Below are 25256 nucleotides of genomic sequence, written 5' to 3'. Positions count from 1 at the left end.
CGTGGCGCCGTCGACATCATCCCTGACCCGTCGCCGTACCGGTCATCGGAAAGAACCAGGACGGCTCGTGGAGACCGACGTCTGGTCTACGACAGCGTCGAGCAAGCCCAGGCGGCCAACGCGAAGGCCGTCGAGATGCCTGCTGTCGACCGCATCGCCACCGTCACCGAGACCGTCTCCATCGACATGGCATGGATGCCCGTGTCGTGACGCCATGCGCTCCGGCGCCCGGGATCCGACGACCTCCGTCGAGGCCCGGGCAGACGGGATACGTCTTCACCACCGAGTTCGGGGAGCCCTGCGATCCCCGCAACGCCTTCCGCGCCCTGCGCGCCACCGCGACGAAGGCCGGCCTCCCGCACGCCGGGCTGCACACCCTCCGGCACTCGGCGGCCAGCGTGATGCTCACGAGGGGTGTGCCGCTCAAGGTGGTGTCGGACATCCTCGGCCACTCGTCGATCGCGATCACCGGCGACATCTACGGCCACGTCTCCCCCGACGTCGCCCGCCAGGCGATGGACACCCTCGGCGACGCCTTCGACCGGTAACTCACCGCGCAACCACACCTAGCAGCCGTCACCCACCGTGACCGCCGAACCCGTCAGGAACAGCGCCCGCGGCCTCGACCCGGCAATCGCAGCAGCCCGCCGTGGCGAACTCAGGGTCGGCTGATGGTGGCCAAAATGGTGGTCAAACCACCCCGGAGAGCGGTCAGGGGCCGTTCCGGATCTCTCCGGATACGGCCCCTGAACTGCGGTTTCCCGCTGTCGGGCTGACAGGATTTGAACCTGCGACCCCTTGACCCCCAGTCAAGTGCGCTACCAAGCTGCGCTACAGCCCGAGCGCCGGGCGGCTCGCACCGCCCGATCGCTGCAGGAAGAGGTTACCGCACCCGTCGCAGCCACCTGCCCGGTGGTCGTCCGCGTGCCTCAGCCGGCGTCGAGCACCCGCCGCAGCGTGGCGGCGAAGGCCTCCGGCTCACCGGTCTGCCCGTACTCGCCGCCCAGGAAGCCGCCGTGGTCGCCGGGGAACTCGACCGGCGCGACGCCGAGCGCAGCCGCCACCGCCTCGCCGCCCCGGTGCGCCAGTTCGCCGTGCGACCCCGCCCCGATGGCCGGCACGATCCGCGTGGACGCCGAGCGCAGGGCGGCGACGTCGTGCTCGTGGTGGGTGCAGGCGACGATGTGCCGCCCGAGCATCACGTCGTCGCGCGAGCCGTCGTCCTCGGTGGGCAGGCCGAACGTCGCCGGGTCCGCCGGCGTGTCCGTCCAGTCGGCCGGGACCGGCCCGCGGTGGGAGACCAGCCGGATGAACTCGGCCATCCCCGCCCCGAAGCCGCTGCGCAGGTAGGTCTCGTGCACGTGCCGGGACGCGGCCAGCGCCTCCGCGCGGTCGGGCAGCAGCGCGGCGGCCGGGGGCTCGTGCGCGACGAGGGTGCGCACCTGCTCCGGGTGCCGGGCGACCAGCACCAGCGCGTTGACCGCTCCCCCGCTGCTGGCGAACACGTCGACCGGACCGGCGTCCAGTTCGGCGATCAGCCGGGACAGGTCGTCGGCGTGCTCCTCCGGCGTCGACCCGGCCGCGCCGTCGGTGCGCCGGCTGCGTTCGGAGCCCCGCGGGTCGTAGGTGACGACGGTCCGGTCGGCGAAGTGGCCGGCCAGCGTGCCGAACCCCGCGGCGCCCATCGGCGACCCGATCAGGAACAGGACGCCGGCGCCGGCCGGCCCGGGCCGGACGTCGTAGGTGAGCACGGCACCCGGCACCTCGAGCGTGCGGGTCTGCAGGGGTGTGTCGGTCGTCGTCATCGCGGGCCTCCGGGGCGGGTCGTGGCGTTCCTGCCCGTGTCGACTCGCCCCGGCGGCCGAACTCATCGGCGCGCGTCAGGTGCGCGGGCGCTCCCGCCCCTCCCGGACCTTCACCGAGATCTCGATCGGCGTGCCGTGGAAGCCGAACCGCTCGCGCAGCTTGCGCTCCAGGAACCGGCGGTAGCCGGCCTCGAGGAAGCCGGTGGAGAAGACCACGAACCGCGGCGGCCGGACGTCGGCCTGCGTGACGTACTTGATCTTCGGCGCGCGCCCGCCACGGGCCGGCGGCGGCGTCTCCTGCACCAGCGCCCGCACGTAGGTGTTCAGCTCCGCCGTCGGCACGCGGGTCTCCCAGGAGGCCAGTGCCTCGCGCAGGTGCTGGGCGAGCTTGTTCACCCCGCGGCCGGTGGCGGCGGAGATGTTGACCCGGCTGGCCCACCTCACCCGCGCCAGGTCGCGCTCGATCTCCCGCTCCAGCTGCGCGTGCCGGTCCTCGTCGAGGGTGTCCCACTTGTTGATGGCCAGCACCAGCGCCCGGCCGGCGTCGACCACCTGGCTGATCACCCGCTGGTCCTGCTCGCTGATCACCTCGTCGGCGACGACCAGGACGACGGCGACCTCGGCGGCCTGGATGGCGGCCTCGGTGCGCAGGCTGGCGTAGTACTCCATGCCGCTGGCCGTGTTGACCTTGCGGCGCAGCCCCGCGGTGTCGACGAACCGCCACTCCTCGCCGCCGAGGCTGATGATCGAGTCCACCGGGTCCACGGTCGTGCCGGCCACGGAGTCGACGACCGAGCGCTCCTCCTTGGCCAGCCGGTTGAGCAGGCTGGACTTGCCGACGTTGGGCCGGCCCACCAGGGCCACGCGGCGCGGGCCGCCCTCGTCGAGCTGCTCGCGCGGCGCCTCGGGCAGCGCGTCGAGCACGAGGTCCAGCAGGTCACCCGAGCCGCGGCCGTGCAGCGCGCTGACCGGCTGCGGCTCGCCCAGGCCCAGCGACCACAGCTCGGCGGCGTTGGCCTCGCTGCGCTCGTCGTCGACCTTGTTGGCCACGACGATCACCGGCCGGTCGCTGCGGCGCAGGATGCGGGCGGCGGACAGGTCGGTGTCGGTGGCACCGACCGTGCTGTCGACGACGAAGACGATGACGTCGGCGGTCTTCATCGCGTACTCGGCCTGGCGGCTGATCGACGCGCCGAGCCCGGCGGCCTTGGGGTCCCAGCCGCCGGTGTCGACGACGGTGAACCGCTTGCCGTTCCACAGCGCCTCGTAGGAGATGCGGTCGCGGGTGACGCCCGGGACGTCCTGCACCACCGCGGCGCGGCGGCCCAGGATCCGGTTGACCAGCGTCGACTTGCCCACGTTGGGCCGGCCGACGATCGCCACGACCGGCAGCGGCGCGCCGGTCCCCTCGACGGTCACGACCGCGCCCCCACCGCGGAGTGGGCGAGCTCGACCACGCGGTCGACGACGCCCTCGCGGTCGAGGTGGGTGCTGTCGACGACCACCGCGTCGGCGGCCGGCCGCAGCGGGCTGTCCGCGCGGCTGCTGTCGTACTCGTCGCGGCGGCGCAGGTCGGCGGCGAGCGCGGCGATCTCGTCGGGGGTGGTGAGGCCCAGCTGCGCGGCCCGGCGCTGGGCGCGGGCCTCCGGCGCGGCGGTCAGGTAGACCTTCAGCGTCGCGTCGGGCAGGACGACGGTGCCGATGTCACGGCCCTCCACGACGACCGCGTCGGCCGACGCCACCAGCGCCCGCTGCTGGTCGACCAGCCGGCGGCGCACCGCGGGTACCGCGGACACCGCCGACACCGCGCGGGTCACCTCCGGGCCGCGGATCCGGACGGCGACGTCCACGCCGTCGACCTGCACCAGCTCGGTGTCGGCCGCCGTCCCGACCTCGATGCGGGCGGCGGCGACGACGGCGGCCACCGCCTCGGCGTCCTCGGGGTCGACGCCGGCGTCCAGGACGGCGACGGTCGCGGCCCGGTACATGGCGCCGGTGTCGAGGTAGGAGGCGCCCAGCCGGGTCGCCACGGCCCGGGCGACGCTCGACTTCCCCGTCCCCGACGGCCCGTCGAGCGTGACCTGCCCCCGGAACCCGCTCACTGGGCTGTCATCCCGCACAGTGGTGTCCGCTCGCTGCCGCTCGCTCACTGTGCGATGTCCCGTCGCAGCGCCACGGCCCCGCGCAGGTACACGTGCTGCACCTCCGCGCGCGGCCGGTCGGTCTCCACGTGCGCCATCAGCCGCAGCACCCGCGGCAGCGCGTGCGGGACGTCGATCTCGGTGGCGCACATCAGCGGGACGTCCCCGAAGCCGAGTTCCCGGGCGGCCAGCGCCGGGAACTCCGAGACCAGGTCGGGGGTCGCGGTGAACAGGATGCTGATGACGTCGTCGTGCTGGAGCTGGTTGCGCTCCATCACCGCGGCGACCAGCTCGCGGGTGGCGTCGAGGACCAGCTCCCGCTTGTCGGCGTCCACCTGGGTCGCACCACGGATGGCTCGGACGGCCACTACCACTCTCCTCGATCGATGCGGGGCACGGGTCGCCGTGCCCCTCGGTCGAGTCTAGGGAGCGCCCGCCACCACCCTCCCGGCGGCGCTCAGCCCAGCGGCCGGATGCCCCAGGAGGCCGTCGTCGACTCTCCCGGCTCCAGCCGGCGCACCGCCTCGCCCGACCGGAAGGCGTCGGGCGGGCAGGTCATCGGCTCGACCGCCAGACCGCGGCGCCGGCGCGGCTCGGGCACCACGTCGCCGGTGAACAGCTGCAGGTACCCGTAGCCGGCGTCCAGCCACACCGCGACGCCTCGCCCGTCGGGAGCCACCAGCCGCACCTCGGCCAGCCCGTCGGGACCGCGCTCGAGGCCGGTGAAGCAGTTGTCGACGACGAGGTCGCCGAGCCGCCGTCCGGACCGCAGGTCGTAGGGCGTGCCCGCGACCGGCACCGCGCCGGTCGGGATGGCCCGCCCGTCGGTCTCCAGGCGGGTGGCGGCGGGTACGAGCAGGGTGCAGTCGTCCAGCCGCGGCCCGGCCAGGACGTAGGGGTGGTGGCCCTCCCCGTAGGGCAGGGCCGCGGCGCCCTCGTTGGTGGCGGTCGTGGTCACTGTCAACCCGTCGGCGGACAGCTCGTAGGCCACCCGCAGCCGCAGGGTGAACGGGTAGCCCGGCCGCGGGTACAGCACGTGCTCGAGCACCACCCGTTCACCGGTGCGCTCCACCGCCCGCCAGGAGACGAACTGCACCAGCCCGTGGATGGCGGTGCCGCGCTCGGGCTCGGTGACCGGCGTGCGGTGCTCCACGCCGTCCCAGGTGTAGACGCCGTCGCGCAGCCGGTTCGGCCACGGCGCCAGCACGTGGCCGCGGGCGAACTGGGCCATCTCCTCGACGGGGTAGCCGTCGAGGACCTCGCGGTCGCCCACCCGGTAGGTGCGCAGGCCCCCGCCCACCTCCACGGCGGTCGCCTCCGCGTCGCCGCAGCGGAGGACGAACTGCTCGCCGGTGGGCGGGATCACCGCATGCGCTCCGCGGTGAGGTCGCGGACCTCGGCGTAGCGCTCGCGGACGGCGGGCACGGGGTCGGCCTCGAGGACCTCGGTGGCGGCGCTCGGCCAGACCGGCGGGGTGTCGCCACCGGCGAGCACCCAGGCGGCCTGCCGGGCCGCGCCGTCGGCCACGTACTCCCCCGGCGGCGGCACGAGCACCGGCACGCCGAGGACGGCGGGGGCGATCCGGCGGACCGCCTCGGAGCGGGCGCCGCCGCCGACGAGGAACACCCGCCGCACCGGCGTCCCCCCGGCGGCCACGGCCTCGAGCCCGTCGGCGAGCCCGCACAGCAGGCCCTCGACGGCGGCGCGCGCCAGCTGCGCCGGGTCGGCGGTGGCCAGGGTGAGGCCGTGCAGCGCCCCCGTGGCGTACGGCTTGTTGGGCGTCCGCTCACCCTCCAGGTAGGGCACGAGCACCAGGCCGCCGGCCCCGGCCTGGGCGGACAGCGCCAGCCGGGACAGCTCCGCGTGGTCGACCGCGAGCAGCCGGGCCGTGGCGTCGAGCACGCGGGCGGCGTTGAGGGTGGTGATGAGCGGGAGGAAGTTCCCGGTGGCGTCGGCGAACCCGGCGACGGTCCCGGTCGGGTCGGTCGAGGGCGTGGTGGAGACGGTGGAGACCACCCCCGAGGTACCGATGGAGACGACCACGTCCCCGGGCTCGGCGTTGAGGCCGAGGGCCGCGGCGGCGTTGTCCCCCGTCCCCGGCCCGAGCACCGCTCCCCCGTCGGCGGCCAGGGTGTCGGAGGCGACCGTCCCGGCGGGCTCGGCCGGCCCGAGCACGCGCGGGACGACGGGGGTGCGGCCGAACGCCCGCTCGAGCAGGTCCAGGCGGTACTCGCCGGTGATGGGCGACCAGTAGCCGGTCCCGCTGGCGTCCCCGCGGTCGGTGACGAGGGCCTCCAGGCTCTGTCGGTCAGCCGCCGACCCACCCCCGCGACGCCCCGCCAGCTCCCAGGTGAGCCAGTCGTGCGGCAGGCACACCGCCGCGGTCCGCGCGGCGTTCTCCGGCTCGTGCTGCGCCAGCCAGCGCAGCTTCGTGACGGTGAACGACGCGACCGGCACCAGACCGACGGCGTCCGCCCAGGCCCGACCGCCGGCCTCCGGCCCGCCGAGCTCGTTCACCAGGTCGGCTGCGGCGCCGGCGGACCGGGTGTCGTTCCACAGCAGCGCCGGGCGGACCACCGCGCCCTCCTCGTCGAGGCAGACCATCCCGTGCTGCTGCCCGCCGACCGCGACGGCGGCGACGTCGGCGAGGCCGCCGGCCCCGTCGATCGCCGTCCGCAGCGCCGCCCGCCAGGCGGCCGGGTCGACCTCCGTGCCGTCAGGGTGCGGCGCCCGGCCCTCCCGCACGAGGGCGCCCGTCTCGGCGTCCCGGACCACGACCTTGCACGACTGGGTCGACGAGTCGACCCCGGCCACCAGCGTCATGACGTCTGTCTACCGGGTCAGCGGGCGCCGAGCAGGTGCTCCAGCGCGAGCTGGGACAGGCGGACCTGCCCGCCGCGGCGGGCACCGGCCGCGTCGGCGTCGAAGTCCTCGTACGCGGCGCGGTCGGCCAGCAGCTGCTCGTAGGTCTCCCCCGCGCCGAGGGTGGGCTGCGCCAGCTCCGGCACCCGCGCGGCGGCCAGCGCCTCCTGCACCTCGGGGTCGGCGCGGAAGGCGGCGGCCCGCTCCTTGAGCAGCAGGTAGGTGCGCATGTTGGCTGCGGCCGACTCCCACACGCCGGTCACGTCCTCGGTGCGCAGCGGCTTGTAGTCGAAGTGCCGCGGGCCCTCGTAGCGCGGGCCGCCGGAGGGGAAGCCGTTCTCCAGCAGGTCGACGGTCGCGAAGGCCGACAGCAGGTCGCCGTGGCCGAACACGAGGTCCTGGTCGAAGCGCGGGCCCTTCTGGCCGTTGAGGTCGATGTGGAAGAGCTTGCCCTGCCACAGCGCCTGCGCGATGCCGTGCGTGTAGTTCAGCCCGGCCATCTGCTCGTGGCCCACCTCGGGGTTGACCCCGACCAGGTCGGCGTGCTCGAGGGTGGAGATGAAGGCCAGGGCGTGGCCGATGGTGGGCAGGAAGATGTCGCCGCGCGGCTCGTTGGGCTTGGGCTCCAGCGCGAAACGCAGCCCGTAGCCGCGGTCCTCGGAGTACTGCGCGAGGGTGTCGAGGCCCTCCCGGTAGCGGTCCAGGGCCGCCCGCAGGTCCTTGGCGGTGTCGACCTCGGTGCCCTCGCGGCCGCCCCACAGCACGTAGGTCTGCGCGCCCAGCTCGGCGGCGAGGTCCATGTTCCGCATGACCTTGCGCAGCGCGAAGCGGCGGATGTCGCGGTCGTTGTTGGTGAGGCCGCCCTCCTTGAACACCGGGTGGGTGAACAGGTTGGTCGTCACCATGGGGACGACCAGGCCGGTCTCCTCCAGCGCGGCCCGGAACCGCTTGACGTGGTTCTCGCGGGCGGCGTCGTCGCTGCCGAACGGGATCAGGTCGTCGTCGTGGAAGGTCACGCCGTAGGCGCCGAGCTCCGCGAGCCGGTGCACCGACTCGACCGGGTCCAGCGCCGGGCGGGTGGCGTCGCCGAACGGGTCGCGGGCCGGCCAGCCGACCGTCCAGAGACCGAAGGAGAACCTGTCCTCGCGGGTGGGCTGCGCGCTCATGGGGAATCCCTCCATCGGGTTTTGTTCTTCCGTAGAACATAAAGCAGCGGCGGCGCTAACCTCAAGGGGTGCGCACGACGGAGGGGACCGGGGCCCGCCAGTCCACGCTGCGCAGCTCCAACCTCGCCCTCGTCCTGCGGACCGTCTGCGCCGCGGCCGCTCCGCTGTCCCGGGCGGACGTCGCCGTCCGCACCGGGACGACGCGGGCGACCGCCGCCCGCCTGGTCGACGAACTGGTCGCCGGAGGCCTGCTCGACGAGGGCGAGCGCGTCGCACCGCCCCGGCGCGGGCGCCCGGCCACCCCGCTCCTCCCGGGGGCGCGGATCGGCGCCCTGGGGCTGCAGGTGGACGCCGGGCTGCTCGCCGCGCGCGTCCTCGACCTGCGCGGCCGGGTCGTCGCCGAGTCCGTCGAGGAGGGCGACTTCGTGGGCAGCGACCCCGGGTCCACGCTCGGGCGGCTCGGGGTCCTGACCGCCGACCTGCTCGCCGGGCCGGCCGGGGACCTGCGGCTGGCCGGTGCCGGGCTGGCCCTGCCCGGTCTGGTCCGCACCGAGGACGACCTGCTGCTGCGCGCGCCCAACCTCGGCTGGTCCGACGTGGCCGCGGCGGACGTGCTGGCGCCGCACCTCCCGGACGGGCTGCGGCCCACCGTCGGCAACGAGGCCGACCTCGCCGCCCGGACCGTCGCCGAAGCCGCCCCCGGGCGCCCCGGGCCGCTGCGCGACTTCCTCTACCTCTCCGGGCAGATCGGCATCGGCGGCGCCGCCGTCCTCGCCGGGCAGGTCATGACCGGCAGCGCCGGCTGGGCCGGGGAGGTGGGCCACGTGTGCGTCGACCCCGACGGGCCACCCTGCCGCTGCGGCTCGACCGGCTGCCTGGAGCAGTACGCAGGACGCACCGCGCTGCTCGCGGCCGCCGGGCTCGCCCCCGACACCCCGCCGGCCGAGCTCGCCGAGCGGGCCGCCGCCGGGGACGCCGACGCGGTGCGGGCCCTCGACGCCGCCGCCGGCGCGCTGGGGGTGGCGCTGGCCGGCGTCGTCAACGTGCTGGACATCCCGACCGTCGTCCTCGGCGGGCACCTGGGCGCGCTGGCCGACCTGCTCCGCCCGCGGGTGGAGGAGCTGCTGGCCCGGCGGGTGCTCTCCGCGCGGTGGCGCCGGCCCACGATCGAGGCGGCCTCCGCGCCGGCCGCCGCCGGGGCCACCGGAGCCGCGCTGCGGGCACTGGCCGACGTCCTGGCCGACCCGGCGGGCCGGCTGGCCTGACCCGACCCGGCGGGCCGGCTGGTCCGACCCGACCCGGCGGGCCGGCTGGTCCGACCCGGCCCGGCCGGCGTCCCCGAGCTACAGGCCGACGAGCTCCTGCAGCGCGCCGACCTCGGCGCGGGTGAGCCGGCGGATCGAGCCGACCCGCATGCGCTCGAGCTTGACCGGGCCGACCGCCGTGCGCGTCAGCCGGGAGACGGGCAGCCCGACGTGCGCGAGCAGGCGGCGCACGATGTGCTTGCGGCCCTCGTGCAGGACGACCTCGACCACCGCCTGGCCGGCGTGGACGTCGACCACCGAGAACGAGTCGACCTTCACCGGGCCGTCCTCGAGCTCGACCCCGGCACGCAGCCGGCGGCCCAGGTCGCGCGGGATGGAGCCCGACACCTGGGCGAGGTAGGTCTTGCGCACCTCGTAGGAGGGGTGCGCCAGCCGGTGGGCGAGCTCGCCGTCGTTGGTGACCAGCAGCAGGCCCTCGGTGTCCTGGTCCAGCCGCCCGACGTGCACCAGGCCCGGCGCGAGGTCGCCGACCATGTCGCCGACGGTGGGCCGGTTGCGGTCGTCGCTCATCGCGGTGATGACGCCGGCGGGCTTGTTGAGGGCGTAGGTGACGCGGTCGTCGCGCAGCTCGATGCGGACGCCGTCGACGGCGATCCTGTCCCGCTGCGGGTCGACCCGCATGCCCTGCACGGTCACGGTGGTGCCGTTCACGGCGATCCGGCCCTGGTCGACCATCTGCTCGACCACGCGGCGGGAGCCGACCCCGGCGCGGGCGAGCACCTTCTGCAGCCGCTCCCCCTCGCGCTCCACGTCGGCCGCGGCCGGGCCGCGGTCGCCGGGATGGGCGGGGGCCAGCTCCATGTCCTCCGACCAGCCTTCGCCGGCCGCGCTGGTGGTCTCGTCGTGCGGGGCGCTGTTCATCGCCGTCCAGTCTCCCACCGGCTGGGCCCGCGCCCCCGCCGGCCGCCAGTGCTCGCCTGCGGGAGCCGGCTCCCCGGCCACGGACCTCGCGGTGTCGTCACCCACCTCGCGGTGGACGGCGAGGTCGGTGCCAGGGACGGCGAGGGACGGGACGGCGACCCGGCGGCTCAGGCGTCGGGGTGCTCGTCCAGCACGGACGAGGTCTCCGGCAGCAGGGGCCCGAGCTCGGGCAGCTCGTCGAGGCTCTCCAGCCCCAGCCGCTCCAGGAACAGCGGCGTGGTCGCGTAGAGCCCGCCGCCGCTGTCGGGGTCGGCGCCCACCTCGTGCACCAGCCCGCGGTTGATGAGGGTCCGCATCACGCCGTCCACCCCGACCCCGCGGATGGCCGACACCCGGGCCCGCGTGACCGGCTGGCGATAGGCGATCACCGCCAGCGTCTCCAGCGCCGCCTGGGTCAGCCGGCTGCGCTGGCCGTCGGTGAGGTAGCGCTCGACGACGGGCGCGTGCTCCTCGCGGGTGTAGAGCCGCCACCCCTCCCCGGCCCGCCGCAGCGTGATGCCGGCGCCGCGGCGGTCGTACTCCCCGGCCAGGTCCGCCAGCAGGGAGCGCACCTGCGGCACCGGGCAGCGCAGCGCGCCGGCCAGGGTCCCCTCGTCGACAGGGGTGTCGACGACGAACAGCAGCGCCTCCAGCCCGCCGCGCAGCGCCGCGGGGTCGAGGTCGGGCTCGGGCTCGGGTTCGGGTTCGGGTTCGGGTTCGGGCTCCGGCTGGGGCTCGGACTGGACCGCGACCGGTGGCGGCAGCGGCGCCGGCTCGGTCACCGGCGCGGGCCCGGCCTCGGGGACCGGCGCCGACCGCTCGGCGACCCGGGCGGCGAGCTCCGCGGCGACGGCGTCCCACGTGGCCGGGTCCGGCCCGTCGCGCTCGTCGGCCTCCTCCCGGGTGGCGGCCAGCTCGGCGGCCAGCGCCTCCCACGAGATCGGGGTCCGCTCCGGTTGCTCCTCCGTCACGTGTACTCCTCGTCAGCGCCGACGTCGTCGGCCGGTTCGGCGCCGCCGGTCCAGCGCACGTGCAGCTCCCCGAGCGGGCTGAGCTGCTCGAAGGTCACCCGCTGCTGGCGGTAGAGCTCGAGCAGCGCCAGGAACCGGGCGACCACCTCCAGGGTGTGCGCGCAGTCGGCGGAGAGCGCCCGGAAGGTCGCCGTCCCGGCCGCCATGAGGTGGTTGCGCACCAGCAGCAGCTGCTCGGCGACGCTGACCGGCGGGGCGTGCAGGTGGGAGACGCTCACCACCGCCGGCGCCTTCGGGGTGAGCGCCTGGGCGGCCAGCCGCGCGAACTGCTCGGGGGTCACGCCGAGCAGCACCTCGGGGACCTGGTCGGCGAAGCGTGGCTCCAGGCCGACGTCCCGGGGGTACCGGCGGACGGCGTCGGCCTCGCGCTCGCGCAGGAACGCGGCGGCCTGCTTGTAGGCGCGGTACTGCAGGAGCCGCGCGAACAGCAGGTCGCGGGCCTCGAGCAGCTCGAGGTCCTCCTCGTCCTCGACGTCGGCGGCCGGGAGGAGCCGGGCGGCCTTGAGGTCGAGCAGCGTGGAGGCGACGACGAGGAACTCGCTGGCCTGGTCCAGGTCGAGCTCGTCGCCGAGCGCGCGCAGGTGGGCGATGAACTCGTCGGTGACCTGCGAGAGGGCGATCTCGGTGACGTCGAGCTTGTGCTTGCCGATCAGCTGCAGCAGCAGGTCGAAGGGACCCTCGAAGTTGGTCAGCCGGACGGTGAACCGCGCCGGCGCGGCAGCCGCGACGGTCTCGGGTGCCGCACCGGGGGTCTCCACGTCCCCCCACGATAGAGAGCGGACCCCGTCCTCCTCACGCCTCGCAGGCTCGGCGGAAGCCTCGAGACGGGGCCGGGTCAGCGGCCCTTCAACCGCCGGACCAGCACCGAGTCCTCGCCGCGCTCGGTGAGGTCGGCGAGCAGCACGCCGATGGCCTCGCGCACGATGCGGCCGCGGTCGGCGGCCACACCGTGCTCGGCCCGCAGCGACAGCCGGGCGCTCTCCAGCGCCAGCAGCTCCTCGGCGGAGATGTAGACGGTGATCTTCTCGTCGTGCTTGACCCGCTCCGCCCGGGTGGGGCGTCCCCGGGTGGGCCGCTTGGGCGCCACGACCGGCGCCGGGGCGGGCGGGGTCCGGTAGGCCGCGAGCGGGTCGGTGGTGTCGGCGGCGCCACCGGGGACCAGCGTCAGCGGCGCGGTGGTCTCCGCCGGGGTCGGGTCGGCCGACTCGGCGCGCCGGGCGGCGGCCCCGCGCAGGGCCGGCGAGCTCACCGTCGCGCTGATGCTCGGCAGCTCGGTGACCTCAGGGGCGGGCGCGGTGTCGGTGCGACGGAACAGCTCGGCCGCGCCGGGGAGGACGGGACGCCGCGTCACAGGGAGAGGACCTCCTTCGCCAGGTCGCGGTAGGCCGAGGCGCCCGAGGACGTGGGCGCCCAGGTGGTGATGGGCTGCCCGGCGACCGTGGTCTCCGGGAAGCGGACGGTGCGCTGGATGACCGTCTGGAACACCGTGTCGCCGAAGGCCTCGACGACGCGGGAGAAGACCTCCCGGCAGTGCACGGTGCGCGCGTCGTACATCGTGGCGAGGATCCCGGAGATCTCCAGGTCGGGGTTGAGCCGCTCCTTGACCTTCTCGATCGTGTCCACCAGCAGGGCCACGCCGCGCAGGGAGAAGAACTCGCACTCCAGCGGGATGACCACCCCGTGGGCCGCGGTCAGCGCGTTGACCGTGAGCAGGCCGAGCGAGGGCTGGCAGTCGATGAGGACGTAGTCGTACTCGTCGCGCACGTCGGCGAGGACGCGCAGCAGGGTCTGCTCGCGGGCGACCTCGCTGACCAGCTGGACCTCGGCGGCGGACAGGTCGATGTTGCTGGGCACCAGGTCCAGGCCCGGGATGTCGGTGGGCACCAGGACGTCGCGCAGGGAGGTCTTCCGCTCCATGAGCGCGTTGTAGATCGTGCGGTCCAGGTGCTGCGCCGGCACCCCGAGGCCCACCGAGAGCGCCCCCTGCGGGTCCAGGTCGATGAGCAGCACCCGGCGGCCGTACTCGACCAGCGACGCGCCCAGGTTGATGGTCGACGTGGTCTTGCCGACGCCGCCCTTCTGGTTGCACATCGCGATGATCTTGGCCGGCCCGTGCTGCGTCAGGGGAGTGGGCTCGGGCAGGGGCCGCATCCGCGCGCGAGCGGGGTCCAGCCGCGAGGCGGCGGCGCCCATCTCCGGTCCGGGGTCGGTCGGGAGCGCGACGGCCCGGCCGGCCACGTCCCCTCGCATCGCCATCGGTCTGTTGCCTCCACCTCGTGCCCGTCCGGCTCGGAGCCGGAGCGGTCAGCCGTTCTGCCGCTCGGGTGATCACGACGCTAGGGAGGAGTCGGCGATTTACCGAGGAGGCACGCCGCGAGCCGTGTCGACTTGGCGACCCGTGACAACAGGAGTCCCGAGTCGAGGCGCAGCGCGGCACAATGCCTGCCGAAAAGCCGCGCTCCGGGATGTCAGGTCAGCGCACGGGGATGGCTGCTGGCGTAGACCTCGCGCAGCCGGTCGACGGTGACCAGCGTGTACACCTGCGTGGTGGTCACCGAGGCGTGCCCGAGCAGCTCCTGCACCACGCGCACGTCCGCGCCGCCGTCGAGCAGGTGGGTGGCGAAGGAGTGCCGGAGGGTGTGCGGCGAGACCTCCGCCGTGAGACCGGCCCGCTCGGCCGCCGTCCGCAGGATTGCCCAGGCGCTCTGCCGGGACAGCGGGCCGCCGCGGGCGTTGAGGAACAGCGCGCCACGGACGCCGGAACGGCCGGCCGCGGCCAGCGCCGGGCGGGCGCGCACGAGGTACTCCTCGACCGCGCGCACCGCGTAGCTGCCGACCGGGACCACCCGCTGCTTGCCGCCCTTGCCGGCCAGGCGCACGGTGGCCTGCCCGCGGTCGAGGTCGTCGACGGCGAGCCCGACGGCCTCGGAGATGCGGGCGCCGGTGCCGTAGAGCAGTTCCAGCAGCGCGCGGTCACGCAACCCGCGCGGGCCCTCCACCGTCCCGGCGGCCTCGATGAGCGCCTCCACCGACTCCACCGGGATGGCCTTGGGCAGCCGCCGCGCCGGCGCGGGCGGGCGGACCTCGTGCGCGACGTCGTCGGGCACGAGCCCGTCGAGCAGCGCGAACCGGTGCAGCCCGCGGACGGCGACCACCGCGCGGGCCGCCGACGTCGCCGACAGCGGCGGGTGCTCGTCGTCCCCCTGGCGCAGCGCGGCGAGGAACCCCGCGACGTCGCTCTCGGCCACCTCGGCCAGCCCGCGCACGCCGGCGGCCTGCAGGAACGCGGTGTACCGGCGCAGGTCACGGCGGTAGGAGGCGATCGTGTTCGCCGCCAGGCCGCGCTCGACGGTCAGGTGGTCGAGGTAACCGGTGACGACCCGGGCCACGTCGGACCCAGTTGTCGCTGTCGTCAGGCTGCGCCCATCGTCCTGACTGCGCGCGCCGGTCCGCTCCTCGCTCGCTGGCGCTCCCGTCGCTGTCGTCAGGACAGCACCTCCTCGAGCGGGACCGCGGTCATGCCGTGCGCCTGCGCCACCTCGGGCAGCACCACCTGCCCGGCCACGACGTTCACCCCGTGGGCGAGCGCGCGGTCGGCGCGGACCGCCGCCGCGGTGCCCTCGTTGGCGAGGGCCATCACGTAGGGCAGCGTCACGTTGGTCAGCGCGTGGGTCGAGGTGTTGGGCACCGCGCCCGGCATGTTCGCCACGCAGTAGAACACCGACTCGTGCACCCGGAAGGTCGGCTCGTCGTGCGTGGTGGGCCGCGTGTCCTCGAAGCACCCGCCCTGGTCGACGGCGATGTCGACGAGCACCGACCCCGGCTTCATCCGCGACACCAGCTCGTTGCTCACCAGCGTCGGCGCCTTGGCGCCGGGCACCAGGACCGCGCCGATCACCAGGTCGGCGTCGAGGACCGCCCGCTCGACCTCGTAGGCGTTGGAGGCCACCGTCTGCAGGTGCCCCTGGTAGATGCGGTCGGCGGCGCGCAGCTTGTCGATGTCCCGGTCCAGGACGACGACCTCGGCCTGCATGCCCAGGGCGATCGCGGCGGCGTTCATGCCCGACACCCCGGCCCCGATGACGACGACCTTCGCCGCGTAGACGCCGGACACGCCGCCGAGCAGCACCCCGCGGCCACCGTGCGCCCGCTCCAGGCTGTGCGCCCCGACCTGCGGCGCCATGCGGCCGGCGACCTCCGACATCGGGGCGAGCAGCGGCAGGGCGCCGTTGGCCGTCTGCACCGTCTCGTAGGCGATCGCGGTGGTCCCGGAGGTCACCAGGGCGTCGGTGCACTCCTTGGACGCGGCCAGGTGCAGGTAGGTGAACAGCGTCTGCCCGGCGCGCAGCCGCCCGTACTCCTCGGCGACCGGCTCCTTGACCTTGAGCAGCAGGTCGGCGTCGGCCCACACGTCGTCGGCGGTGCCGACGATGGTGGCGCCCGCGGCGGTGTAGTCGGCGTCGGGGATCGAGGACCCCTCCCCCGCGCCACGCTCCACCAGCACCGTGTGCCCGGCCCGCACCAGCTCGGTCACCCCCGCGGGGGTGAGCGCCACCCGGTACTCCCGGTTCTTGACCTCTCGGGGAACCCCGACCCGCATCGTCGCTCTCCTGGTCCCGGCGGTGCGTCCCGAGGGTGAGGGGGCGTCCCGCACGCGTCTGGGCCGCCCGGTCGGGGCGGGCCTCGCGCGGAGTCTAGGCGGGAGCGGGCCTCCCACCGGGCTGCGACGTGTGCTGCGCCACCTGCCCGGGTGACGGGGTGCGGCCTCCGGGTAGGGGCCTCTCGCCGCTGCCCCGTACCGGGAGGACGACCCCATGCCGCTGTACGCCACCCATCCCAGCCTCCGGGCCCGCCAGCTGGCGGCCGACCTGGGCCTGGTGGCCTGGGCGGTCGCGTGGGTGGTCCTCGCCCGGGTGGTCCACGGCGCGGTCCTCGTGCTGGCCGAGCCGGGTCGGGCGGTCGAGGACCTGGGCTCCTCGGTGGCCGGGAACATGGCGTCGGCGGCGGAGGCGGCCGGGGACGTCCCCGTGGTCGGTGACGAGCTGGCCGGCCCGTTCGAGGCCCTCGGCAGCGCCGGCTCCTCGGTGGGCGGTGCCGGCCAGGCCGCGCAGGACGCCGTGGGGACGCTGGCCGCGGTCCTGGCCGTCGTCCTCGTGGTGCTGCCGGTCGGCTGGCTGCTGCTGCGCTGGCTGCCCTGGCGGCTGGGCTGGCTGCGGGAGGCGCACGCGGCAGGGCGGGTCGATGCCGAGGTGCTGGCGGCGCGGGCGCTGGTGACCGCTCCGCTGTCCCGGTTGGCCGCGCTGCCGGCGGGCACCGCGGCGGCCTGGCGCGACGGCGACCCGGACGCCACCCGCGCCCTGGCCCGCCTCGAGCTCGACCGCCTGGGCCTCGCGACGCCGGACGCCCCGGCCGCAGCCGCGTCCGGTTGGCGTTGAGTCGGGGTCGGCTCGTGCCGATGACTCCTCCCGGACACGGGAGGCGGTCATGGCCGGATCGGCGGGACGACGGCGGGGGCGGCGGCGCGGCCGGTACGGCACCGCGGTCGGGGTGCTGGCGGTCGGCCTGGTCACGCTGAGCGCACCGGCCGGTCAGCTCGCCGCCCAGCTCACCGCCGTCAGCACGCCCTCGCGGCCGTCGCCGCCGCAGCCGGTGACCCCGCCCGCCGCGGCGCTCGCCCCGGCGCAGGAGCCCGCCGTCGCTCCCCCGGTCGTCGCCACCGGCCCCGCCCCGGTCGCGCCGCGCGGGGTCGACATCGACGTGCCGAACCCGGTCGTGCCCCGCGGGACGCCGCTGGTGACCGAGCCCGGCCCCTCGATGTGCGGCGGCTACGCCAACCCGCGGCGGATCCTGCCCGCGGTCGTCCCCGGTCCCGGGACGGCCACCGTCACCTGGCAGTCCGACGGTCACACCGACGTCGTGCGCTACCGCGTGCAGGCGGTCAGCCAGCAGCTGGTGGCCGGCCCGCAACCCGCCCCGCCCGCTCTGGTCGCCGCGCAGCCCGAGGGCTGCGACCCCGTGACCGTGCGGTTCGCCGGCCTGCAGCGCGGTGTGCCCTACGTGTTCTGGCTGGAGGAGGAGGTCCGCGACAGCCTGTCGACGCAGTGGGTGCAGGTGGGGACGACGACCCCGGTCGTCATCGGCTGAGCGCCGGCCGTTCGTCGCCCGGGAGCCGACCGGACCATCGCCGGGCGGGGGGTCGTCGCCCGCGTGCTCGTGCTCTGCACACCCACGGCAGGCAGAGCACGAGCACCCGCACCCACAGGTCCCGCCCCGGCGGACTCGTGCTCTGCACACCCACGGCAGGCAGAGCACGAGCACCCGCACCCCCAGGTCCCGCCCCGGCGGACTCGTGCTCTGCACACCCACGGCACGCACAGCACGAGCAGTCCCGAGAGGGACCCAGGGTCGGAGGGTCGGAGGGCGGTTCGCTCAGTTCGCGTCAGCCGGGCGCAGCGGCGGTTTCGTCGCCCGCACCTGGGCGGCGGCGAGCACGCCGATGACCGCCGAGGAGTTGCGGATCCCGCCGGAGAAGACCCGGGCGACCGCGTCGGCGAGCGGCACGCGCTCCACGGTCATGTCCAGCTCCTCGTGCTCGACGACGAAGCCCTCGGGCCGGTCGACCGGCGTGAGCCCCTCGGCGAGGTAGATCAGCACCTGCTCGCTGCAGAAGCCCGGGGTGCTGAAGCTGTTGACCAGCAGCGACCACCGCTCGGCGGAGAGGCCGGCCTCCTCGGCCAGCTCGCGCTGCGCCGTGGCCAGCGGGGCCTCGCCGTCGGCGTCCCGCAGGCCCGCGGGCAGCTCCCACAGGTAGCCGCCGACCGGGTGCCGGTACTGGCGGACCATGACGACGCGGTCCTCGTCGTCGACGGCGGCCACGCAGACGGCGCCGATGTGCCGCACGACCTCGCGGTCACTCGTCCCGCCGCCGGGCATGGCGACGGTGTCCCGGACCAGCGTGATGATGCGGCCCTCGTGCAGGGTCTCGCTGGCGACGACCTCGTACTCACCGGGGCGGGCGGGCTCGACCATCGGTCAGATCCCGACCTTCTCGGCCTCGTCCACCGGCACCGGCAGCCGCGCGGACTCGGAGAAGTCGATCGCGGCCTGCACGAACGCGGCGAACAACGGGTGCGGCCGGGTCGGGCGGCTCTTCAGCTCCGGGTGGGCCTGGGTGCCGACGAAGAACGGGTGGCTCTCCCGGGGCAGCTCGGCGAACTCCACCAGCAGGCCGTCGGGTGAGGTGCCGGAGAAGACCAACCCGGCCGCGCCGAGCTTGTCGCGGTAGGCGTTGGACACCTCGTACCGGTGTCGGTGCCGCTCGGTGATCTCGGTGCTGCCGTAGGCCTCGGCCACGACCGAGCCCTTCTGCAGGGTGGCCGGGTAGCTGCCCAGCCGCATCGTGCCGCCCATGTCCCGCTGGCCGGCGACGACGTCGACCTGGCTGGCCATGGTGGCGATGACCGCGTCGGGGGTCTCCGGGTCGAACTCGGTGGAGTTGGCCTCCGGCAGCCCGGCCAGGTTGCGGGCCGTCTCGATGACCATGCACTGCAGGCCGAGGCACAGCCCCAGCAGCGGGACGCCGTTGACCCGCGCGTACCGGATGGCGCCGAGCTTGCCCTCGATGCCGCGCACCCCGAAGCCGCCGGGGATGCAGACGCCGTCGACACCGGCCAGCGCCCGCTCGGCCCCCTCGGGGGTCTCGCAGTCGTCGGAGGGGACCCAGCGGATCTCCACCCGGCTGCGGTGGGCGAAGCCGCCGGCCCGCAGCGCCTCGGTGACCGACAGGTAGGCGTCGGGCAGGTCGATGTACTTGCCGACCAGGCCGATCGTCACGGTCTGCTTGGGCGCGTGCACCCGGTCGAGCAGGTCGCCCCAGACGGTCCAGTCGACGTCCCGGAAGGGCAGGCCCAGCCGGCGCACGACGTAGGCGTCGAGGCCCTCGCGGTGCAGCACCTTGGGGATGTCGTAGATCGACGGTGCGTCGGGGCAGGAGATGACGCCCTCGGCGTCGACGTCGCACATCAGGCTGATCTTGCGCTTGAGCCCGGTGCCGATCTCCCGGTCCGACCGGCAGACCAGCGCGTCGGGCTGGATGCCGATGCTGCGCAGCGCGGCCACGGAGTGCTGCGTCGGCTTGGTCTTCAGCTCGCCCGACGGCGCGATGTAGGGCACCAGCGAGATGTGCAGGAAGAAGCAGTTGTCCCGGCCGATCTCGTGGCGGACCTGGCGGGCGGCCTCGAGGAAGGGCAGGGACTCGATGTCGCCGACGGTGCCGCCGATCTCGGTGATGACCACGTCGACCCGCTCGGCCGAGTCGGCCCCGGCCATGATCCGGGCCTTGATCTCGTTGGTGATGTGGGGGATGACCTGGACGGTGTCGCCCAGGTACTCGCCGCGGCGCTCCTTGGCGATCACGTCCGAGTAGACCTGGCCCGTGGTGACGTTGGCTCGGCCGGTCAGGTCGGTGTCGAGGAACCGCTCGTAGTGGCCGATGTCGAGGTCGGTCTCGGCGCCGTCCTCGGTGACGAAGACCTCGCCGTGCTGGAACGGGTTCATCGTCCCGGGGTCGACGTTGAGGTAGGGGTCCAGCTTCTGCATCGTCACGCGCAGGCCACGGCTGGACAGGAGCGCGCCGAGGGAGCTGGCCGTCAGGCCCTTGCCCAGGGAGGAGACAACCCCGCCGGTGACGAAGACGAACTTCGTCGGCTGGGAGTTGTGGAGGAGACCCCCCGGTCCGTAGTTACTGTTCCGCGTTCCAGACGGTCGATCCACGGGAGACGACCGTAACACGATCGGGGCCCGCGACCGGGTCCGGCCGGGGAGTGCCGTCGGCCACCCGGGCCGCCTCGGTGCCGCTGGCGCGCGGCGCCGCGGCCAGCCACACCAGCAGCGGGACCAGCAGGGACGCCGCCGTCGCGGGGAGGGCGACGCCGGAGTCGTTGGCCGCCGCCCCGACCGCCAGGCTCAACGCGCTGGCGACCAGCCCGGCCCGCAGGGGGACCAGGTCGCCGGCCGGCAGGAGGTCCGGCCGGCCGCGGAGCAGCCCGGGCCCCCGCAGCGGCGCCGGCAGCAGGCCCCGGACCCGCCCGCCCCGCCGCCCCCCCGCTGGGCGGACCAGCCACACCGCGGCGACCAGGGCGACGGGCAGCATCCAGGCCAGCGGGCTGCCGAGCAGGATGTCGAGGTTGGCCTGCGCCTTGCGGCTGACCACGGTCCACGCCTCGCCGGTCAGCACCTGCTCGACGAACCGGCCCAGGTGGCTGCGCTCGGCCGCCGGGCGCAGCCAGTCGACCACCGCGAGCGTGCCCACGGCGACGACGGCGAGCGCGAGGACCGCGGCGAGCCGCGTCACCGTCACCCGGGTGCGGGTGAGCAGCATGGCCAGCAGCACGAAGCCCGGCAGGGCGGCGAGCACCCCGCCGAAGTCCCGGCCCAGGGACGGCGTCCCGATGACGAGCACGGTGAGCGCACCGGCGGCCAGCACCGTGCCGGCCACGACGGCCCGGGCGCGGCCCGCCGGTGCCCGCCGTCCGGCCGCGGTCGCCGCGGCCGCGGTGAGCAGCAGCGCGCTGACCGACAGCAGGCCGAAGGTCAGGTTGCCGTAGCCGGTGAACCGGCCGGCGACGATCGCGTCGTACCCCAGCAGGCTGTTGAGCTCCAGGTGCGACCCGGTCAGCACGTCCCCGACCAGGGTGGCCAGGGTGATGACCAGGATCGCGGCCGGCGGCCCCAGCCGGGAGGTCCGCCACGGGCCGAGCGCGGCCACGGCCAGGACGACGAGGGCGGCACCGAGCACGGATGCGGCCAGGGCCAGCCGGGGCGCGCCGGCCGCCTCCCACGGCAGCAGCCCGGCCAGGTGGGTGGCGACCGGCAGGGCGGCGACCCCGAGGGCGATCGGCCGGACGGCGCCCCGCAGCCACTCCCCCGCCGGCCTCGGCGCCCGGGCGCGACGGCGTCCGCCGGCCACCAGCAGGCCCAGGGCGACGGCCGCGGCGTTGACCAGCACCAGGCCCCAGAAGAACGCGCCGGTGCTGCGGTGGTGCACCGCAGCCGCGGTGTTGGCCCGCTCGAGGACGTCCACCGCCTCGGCCAGCGCGGGCCGCCCGCCGCCGACCCGGAGGGGCTGACCGTTCATCGACACCGGCTCCGGCAGACCCAGGGCGTCCAGCGCGGTCGGGGCGACGTCGATGAGCTGGGTGTAGGGCGCCCGGCCGGTGCTGGCCGAGGTGAGCCAGCCGGGCTCGTCCAGGCCCGGGCCCGACGCGATGCCCACGTGCAGCTGCGGCCGGCCGTCGTTGACCTCGGAGATGCCCTGCAGCAGGAGCAGGGTCTCCCCCGGCGCGGCCGCCACCGCCTCGGTCAGCCGGCCGACGGCGTCGTCGATGCTGGCCAGGGCCGTGGCCCGCGGCTGCGGCTCGGTGCCCGTGTCGCTGCCCTCGAGCGCCGGCTCCCCCGCGTCGACCAGCGCGTCGAGGGAGACCAGCGTCAGCGGGCAGCCGGCCAGCAGCTCACCGATGCGGGCGGGGTCGGCGGGCAGCCGCTCGGTCTGCGACAGCGCCACGCCGGGGCCGGCGACGGCGAGCGCCGGGGCGCGGCCGACGACGGTGGCGCAGCCGACCGCGCTGCCCAGAGCCGCCGGCTCCGCGCCGAAGCGGGCGGTGCTCTCGTCCCCGGCGACCGCGGCGACCGCCGACCGCGGATCGGCCAGCCCGGCCGCGGCGAGCCGCTCCTGCAGGCCGCAGTGCGACAGCGACGGGCTGGCCGGCGGCACCGGCGGGACCTGCTCCTCGGGCACCGCGTCGTCCCCCGGCGCGGCGTCGGCGTCGTCCCCGCCGTCCGGGGCCTCGCCGGGCAGGGGCACGGTCGGCAGCGGCACCGGCGGCACCGACTCGTCCGGCGCCGGGAAGCGGGCACGGTTGCCCGCACCCAGGGTGGCCCAGCCGTCGAGCAGGCAGCTGGTGGCCCGGGCCGCGCGGACCGACACCGCACCGATCGGCGAGCGCTCGGCCAGCGCCCACAGCTGCGGCGTCGCCTCCGGGTCGACATCGCTCCACACCAGGCCGGGGATGCCGACGACGAGCACCCGGTCGGCGCTCGCCCCCTCCGCCGGAGCGGCGGCGGCACCGCCGGCGAGGGCGAGCAGCAGGGTGAGGACCGCGACCAGCAGCGCCGCGCCGCGGACCCCGCCTCGCGCGACCGGTGTCATCGGGGGCCGGCCCCCGGCGGCCCGAGCAGCTCCCGGTAGACGGCGACCAGCTGCCGGGCCGTGGCCGCCTCGTCGGGCCAGGTCGCGGCCTGGCGGGTCCCGGCCTCGGCCAGCCGTCGCGCCCGGGCGGGGTCGGCCAGCAGCCCGGTGACGGCCTCGGCGAGCGCGGCGGCGTCCCCCACGGGGACCAGCTCCGCGCCCTCGCCGAGCAGCTCGGGCAGCCCACCGGTGCGGGTGGCGACCAGCGGCGTGCCCGACCGCAGCGCCTCCTGTGCGGTCAGCGAGCGGGCCTCCCAGCGGGAGGGCAGCACGGCGAGGTCGGCGGCGGCCAGCAGGTCGGCGACCTCGCTGCGCCGGCCCAGCAGGACGACGGGCAGCCGCTCGGCGGCGATGCGCCGGGCGAGCTCCTCCTGCAGGGGCCCGTCACCCGCGACGGCGACCAGCGGCGTGGCGGGCAGTCGCGGGTCGCCCGCCCACCGGGCCGCGGCGTCGAGCAGGACGTCGTAGCCCTTCTGCGGGTGCAGCCGGCCGACCGCGACCACCAGCGGTCGCCCGTCGGCCAGGCCGAGCTCGGTGCGCACCTGCTCGCGCGTGCGGACCGGAGGGGGCAACGGCGGTGCCGAGACCGGCGCGACCCGCACGTCCCGGGCGCCCTGCCGCCAGGCGTTCTCGGCGAGGTCCCCGGAGGCGGCCAGGACCACGTCGGCGCTGCGGACGGTGGCCCGCTCGGCGACGGACAGCACCCGGCGCCGGGCGCCACCGCCCTCCGGCAGCGCGTTGTGCAGCGTGAGGACCAGCGGTCGGTCCCGGTCGCCGAGCCGGCGGGCCGCGGCGGCCACCAGCCCGGCCCGCAGCCCGTGGGCGTGCACGAGGTCGGTGCCCACGGTGGCCCGCCGCAGCGCGGCCACGGCGCGGGCGTCGGCCAGCGGGGCGAGCCCGGCGGAGATCTCCACGGGCGTGAACTGCGCGCCGGCGGCGGTGAAGGCGAACAGCCGATCGGTCGCCGCGGGCCCGCACACGCGGGCACCGGCTCCGGCAGCGAGGAGCGCGGGCAGCACGGAGCGCACGTGCGTACCCACCCCGCCGGTGCTGGTGGCCAGCACCTCGGCCACCCGGCGGCCCGCCAGCAGCGGCTCAGCCACCGTGCACCTCCTGCCGATCCGACGAACGAAGCCCGCGCACGGCCGCCCGCAGCGGGCGCCGCGCCGTCCCCATCATGACCGCCCCCACCACGGCCACGGCAGCCGCCGCGGCGAGGACGCCGGCCAGCACCACCCCGACCAGGCCGCCCTCCGGCACCGGGTCGGCACCGAGCCCGCGGGCGACCGCGAGCCCCGCGGCGGCGGCGAGCCCGGCGGCCAGCAGCCCCGGGACGCCGGTCCGCAGCACGCCGGCCAGGCCCGCCGGGCCGACCTCGCGGGCGACGACGGCCAGCAGGCCGAGCCCGGCGACGGTCACCCCGACGGTGTGCCCGGCGCCCAGGGCCACACCGCGGTCGGCCGCGGGCAGCACCGCCGACAGGACGACGTCCGCCACGACCGCGAGCAACCACCCGCCGAGGACGCAGACGGTCGGCGCCTTCCACCGTCCGCGGGCGTAGAGGGCCCGGGTGAGCAGCGCGACCAGCCCGTAGCCCGGCAGGCCGGGGGCGAAGGCGATGATCGTGTCCCGCAGCGCGCCGACCACCGCCGGCGGCTCGGCGGCCAGGAAGACGCGCGCCATGGGCCCGGACACGGCGACCAGCACCGCGGCGGCCGCGAGTGAGCCGACCACCACCAGGACCGCCACCGGGGCCAGCGCGCGGCGGAAGCCGGGCTCGTCGCCGGTCTCGGCGCGCTCGGCCAGCCCGGGGTAGGCGGAGGTGGCCAGCGGCACCGCCAGCGCCGCCCAGGGCACGAGGAACAGCGTCAGCCCGGCGGTGTAGACGACCTGCGTGCCGTCCGGGGCGCCGGCGTTGGCCAGCCGGATGGCCACCACCGCCACCAGCTGCTGCCCGGCGAGGGTGAGCACGCCGGCGACCGCCAGCCGCCGCACCCGGGGCGCGGCGCCGACCGGGAAGCGCAGCGACGGGCGCAGGCCCAGCCGCAGCCCGCGCAGCGGGACGAGCAGGCTCAGTGCGAGGACGGCCACGCCGAGCGTCGTCCCCACCGAGAGGACCAGCTCGGCCGGGGTGGACAGGTCCGCGGCCGACCGGCTGCCGCCGATGGCGGCGAAGGTCAGGTAGGCGGCCGCGACCACGACGCTGGACAGCAGCGGCGCCAGCGCCGGGCCGCCGAACCGGCGGTGCGCCTGGAGCACGCCGGTGAGCACGATGCCGATGCCGTAGAGCACCACCTGGGGCGCGAAGACCACGAGGAACCGGGCGGCGAGGTCCACTTGCACGGGGTCCCCGCCGCCGAGCAGCAGGCGGGCGATCGGCTCGGCCAGCACCGCCACCAGGACCGCCAGCGGGGTGAGGACCAGCAGGGTCCAGCCCAGCAGCGCCGAGGCGGTGCGGCGCACCTGGTCCCGGTCGCCGGTGGCGATGCCCCCGGCCAGCATCGGGACGACGAGGCTGGCCAGCGCGCCGCCGGCGACCACCTCGAAGACGATGTTGGGCACGGTGTTGGCCGCCAGGTAGGTGTCTCCCGTGCTGTCGGCGCCGACGGCGTTGGTGAACACCAGCGTGCGGCCGAAGCCGGCCAGCCGGGCCAGCACGGTGAGGACGGCGATCAGCGCGGCGGCGCCGGCCACGCCCGACGCCAGCTGCCTCCGGCTCCTGCGGCTCCTCCGCGGGCGCTCGTCGGCGACACGAGCGCGGCTGGCTGCGTCCATCAGGGG

General features: G+C 76.0%; 23 protein-coding genes and 1 tRNA gene. 4 read left to right on the top strand and 20 right to left on the bottom strand.

The features are described from left to right. Window positions 1-206 precede the first annotated feature (206 nt). Complete coding sequence (locus tag ACI79I_RS14620) at window positions 207-548, top strand: tyrosine-type recombinase/integrase (RefSeq protein WP_456993035.1); 342 nt, start codon at window positions 207-209, stop codon at window positions 546-548. A 219-nt stretch (window positions 549-767) separates the two neighbouring features. Here the strand turns inward: ACI79I_RS14620 and ACI79I_RS14615 are convergent. From ACI79I_RS14615 to xylA, 8 genes are all read right to left on the bottom strand, one after another. Next, a tRNA-Pro gene (locus ACI79I_RS14615) sits at window positions 768-841 on the bottom strand. Window positions 842-929: 88 nt separating this feature from the next. After that, window positions 930-1805: an alpha/beta hydrolase gene (locus ACI79I_RS14610; protein ID WP_456993034.1), complete on the bottom strand. Its 876-nt coding sequence runs from the start codon at window positions 1803-1805 to the stop codon at window positions 930-932. Window positions 1806-1880: 75 nt separating this feature from the next. Further along, window positions 1881-3224, bottom strand: a complete 1344-nt coding sequence (der, locus tag ACI79I_RS14605) for a ribosome biogenesis GTPase Der (RefSeq protein WP_456993033.1) — start codon at window positions 3222-3224, stop codon at window positions 1881-1883. Then, window positions 3221-3907, bottom strand: coding sequence for a (d)CMP kinase (gene cmk / locus ACI79I_RS14600; protein ID WP_456993032.1), 687 nt, complete (start codon window positions 3905-3907; stop codon window positions 3221-3223). Before cmk ends, der begins: the two co-directional genes overlap by 4 nt. Window positions 3908-3951: 44 nt before the next feature. Next, a complete protein-coding gene (gene aroH, locus ACI79I_RS14595; RefSeq protein ID WP_456946991.1) occupies window positions 3952-4314 on the bottom strand; it encodes a chorismate mutase in 363 nt (120 codons plus the stop codon). A gap of 89 nt (window positions 4315-4403) precedes the next feature. Continuing rightward, window positions 4404-5312 carry an aldose 1-epimerase family protein gene (locus tag ACI79I_RS14590; RefSeq protein WP_456993031.1) on the bottom strand — a complete coding sequence of 303 codons (909 nt, stop codon included), beginning with the start codon at window positions 5310-5312 and terminating at the stop codon, window positions 4404-4406. Next, window positions 5309-6769 (bottom strand): xylulokinase, encoded by a 1461-nt coding sequence (gene xylB / locus ACI79I_RS14585; protein WP_456993030.1) that lies wholly within the window; start codon window positions 6767-6769, stop codon window positions 5309-5311. The genes ACI79I_RS14590 and xylB overlap by 4 nt, the downstream gene beginning before the upstream one ends. 17 nt (window positions 6770-6786) lie before the next feature. Further along, window positions 6787-7974: a xylose isomerase gene (gene xylA / locus ACI79I_RS14580; protein ID WP_456993029.1), complete on the bottom strand. Its 1188-nt coding sequence runs from the start codon at window positions 7972-7974 to the stop codon at window positions 6787-6789. A 68-nt stretch (window positions 7975-8042) separates the two neighbouring features. On the opposite strand from xylA, the gene ACI79I_RS14575 reads away from it, so the two are divergent. Next, the gene (locus ACI79I_RS14575; RefSeq protein WP_456993028.1) at window positions 8043-9239 is read left to right on the top strand and encodes an ROK family transcriptional regulator; all 1197 of its coding nucleotides are present in this window, start codon (window positions 8043-8045) and stop codon (window positions 9237-9239) included. Between the two features lie 78 nt (window positions 9240-9317). On the opposite strand, the gene ACI79I_RS14570 is transcribed toward ACI79I_RS14575, so the two are convergent. The 7 genes from ACI79I_RS14570 to ald form a co-directional block, all read right to left on the bottom strand. Then, the gene (locus ACI79I_RS14570; protein ID WP_456993027.1) at window positions 9318-10160 is read right to left on the bottom strand and encodes a pseudouridine synthase; all 843 of its coding nucleotides are present in this window, start codon (window positions 10158-10160) and stop codon (window positions 9318-9320) included. Between the two features lie 167 nt (window positions 10161-10327). After that, window positions 10328-11170, bottom strand: coding sequence for an SMC-Scp complex subunit ScpB (scpB, locus tag ACI79I_RS14565; RefSeq protein WP_456993026.1), 843 nt, complete (start codon window positions 11168-11170; stop codon window positions 10328-10330). Then, window positions 11167-11988 carry a segregation and condensation protein A gene (locus tag ACI79I_RS14560; RefSeq protein ID WP_456993025.1) on the bottom strand — a complete coding sequence of 274 codons (822 nt, stop codon included), beginning with the start codon at window positions 11986-11988 and terminating at the stop codon, window positions 11167-11169. The genes scpB and ACI79I_RS14560 overlap by 4 nt, the downstream gene beginning before the upstream one ends. Before the next feature lie 77 nt (window positions 11989-12065). Next, a complete protein-coding gene (locus ACI79I_RS14555) occupies window positions 12066-12581 on the bottom strand; it encodes a hypothetical protein (RefSeq protein ID WP_456993024.1) in 516 nt (171 codons plus the stop codon). Then, window positions 12578-13486 (bottom strand): ParA family protein, encoded by a 909-nt coding sequence (locus tag ACI79I_RS14550; RefSeq protein WP_456993023.1) that lies wholly within the window; start codon window positions 13484-13486, stop codon window positions 12578-12580. Before ACI79I_RS14550 ends, ACI79I_RS14555 begins: the two co-directional genes overlap by 4 nt. Window positions 13487-13698: 212 nt before the next feature. Next, on the bottom strand, window positions 13699-14619 hold the full coding sequence (gene xerD, locus ACI79I_RS14545; protein WP_456993022.1) for a site-specific tyrosine recombinase XerD: 921 nt from the start codon (window positions 14617-14619) through the stop codon (window positions 13699-13701). Window positions 14620-14714: 95 nt separating this feature from the next. Next, complete coding sequence (ald, locus tag ACI79I_RS14540) at window positions 14715-15830, bottom strand: alanine dehydrogenase (RefSeq protein ID WP_456993021.1); 1116 nt, start codon at window positions 15828-15830, stop codon at window positions 14715-14717. 214 nt (window positions 15831-16044) lie between these two features. Here ald and ACI79I_RS14535 point away from each other — a divergent pair, with 214 nt between their 5' ends. Next, window positions 16045-16665 carry a hypothetical protein gene (locus ACI79I_RS14535; protein ID WP_456993020.1) on the top strand — a complete coding sequence of 207 codons (621 nt, stop codon included), beginning with the start codon at window positions 16045-16047 and terminating at the stop codon, window positions 16663-16665. 49 nt (window positions 16666-16714) lie between these two features. Further along, window positions 16715-17374: a hypothetical protein gene (locus ACI79I_RS14530; RefSeq protein WP_456993019.1), complete on the top strand. Its 660-nt coding sequence runs from the start codon at window positions 16715-16717 to the stop codon at window positions 17372-17374. A gap of 285 nt (window positions 17375-17659) precedes the next feature. On the opposite strand, the gene ACI79I_RS14525 is transcribed toward ACI79I_RS14530, so the two are convergent. The 5 genes from ACI79I_RS14525 to murJ are packed head-to-tail and all read right to left on the bottom strand — an operon-like array spanning window position 17660 to window position 25169. Beyond that, window positions 17660-18259, bottom strand: a complete 600-nt coding sequence (locus tag ACI79I_RS14525) for an NUDIX domain-containing protein (protein ID WP_456993018.1) — start codon at window positions 18257-18259, stop codon at window positions 17660-17662. 3 nt (window positions 18260-18262) lie between these two features. Further along, window positions 18263-20002, bottom strand: coding sequence for a CTP synthase (locus ACI79I_RS14520; RefSeq protein ID WP_456993017.1), 1740 nt, complete (start codon window positions 20000-20002; stop codon window positions 18263-18265). Next, complete coding sequence (locus ACI79I_RS14515; protein ID WP_456993016.1) at window positions 19971-22436, bottom strand: hypothetical protein; 2466 nt, start codon at window positions 22434-22436, stop codon at window positions 19971-19973. The genes ACI79I_RS14520 and ACI79I_RS14515 overlap by 32 nt, the downstream gene beginning before the upstream one ends. Further along, window positions 22433-23578: a glycosyltransferase family 4 protein gene (locus ACI79I_RS14510; RefSeq protein WP_456993015.1), complete on the bottom strand. Its 1146-nt coding sequence runs from the start codon at window positions 23576-23578 to the stop codon at window positions 22433-22435. Before ACI79I_RS14510 ends, ACI79I_RS14515 begins: the two co-directional genes overlap by 4 nt. Further along, window positions 23571-25169, bottom strand: coding sequence for a murein biosynthesis integral membrane protein MurJ (gene murJ, locus ACI79I_RS14505; RefSeq protein ID WP_456993014.1), 1599 nt, complete (start codon window positions 25167-25169; stop codon window positions 23571-23573). The genes ACI79I_RS14510 and murJ overlap by 8 nt, the downstream gene beginning before the upstream one ends. Window positions 25170-25256 lie beyond the last annotated feature (87 nt).

This window comes from Geodermatophilus sp. SYSU D01105 (assembly GCF_054050095.1).
Note: the sequence above shows the minus strand (reverse complement) of the source record. Positions and strands in the feature narration are given on the sequence as shown.

Excerpts from the sequence above, each read along its gene's own strand:
- ACI79I_RS14610 (WP_456993034.1), bottom strand. The coding sequence starts at position 1,805 with ATGACGACGACCGACACACCCCTGCAGACCCGCACGCTCGAGGTGCCG.
- xylB (WP_456993030.1), bottom strand. The coding sequence starts at position 6,769 with ATGACGCTGGTGGCCGGGGTCGACTCGTCGACCCAGTCGTGCAAGGTC.
- xylA (WP_456993029.1), bottom strand. The coding sequence starts at position 7,974 with ATGAGCGCGCAGCCCACCCGCGAGGACAGGTTCTCCTTCGGTCTCTGG.
- ACI79I_RS14570 (WP_456993027.1), bottom strand. The coding sequence starts at position 10,160 with ATGAACAGCGCCCCGCACGACGAGACCACCAGCGCGGCCGGCGAAGGC.
- ACI79I_RS14550 (WP_456993023.1), bottom strand. The coding sequence starts at position 13,486 with ATGGCGATGCGAGGGGACGTGGCCGGCCGGGCCGTCGCGCTCCCGACC.
- ald (WP_456993021.1), bottom strand. The coding sequence starts at position 15,830 with ATGCGGGTCGGGGTTCCCCGAGAGGTCAAGAACCGGGAGTACCGGGTG.
- ACI79I_RS14535 (WP_456993020.1), top strand. The coding sequence starts at position 16,045 with ATGCCGCTGTACGCCACCCATCCCAGCCTCCGGGCCCGCCAGCTGGCG.
- ACI79I_RS14530 (WP_456993019.1), top strand. The coding sequence starts at position 16,715 with ATGGCCGGATCGGCGGGACGACGGCGGGGGCGGCGGCGCGGCCGGTAC.
- ACI79I_RS14525 (WP_456993018.1), bottom strand. The coding sequence starts at position 18,259 with ATGGTCGAGCCCGCCCGCCCCGGTGAGTACGAGGTCGTCGCCAGCGAG.
- ACI79I_RS14515 (WP_456993016.1), bottom strand. The coding sequence starts at position 22,436 with ATGACACCGGTCGCGCGAGGCGGGGTCCGCGGCGCGGCGCTGCTGGTC.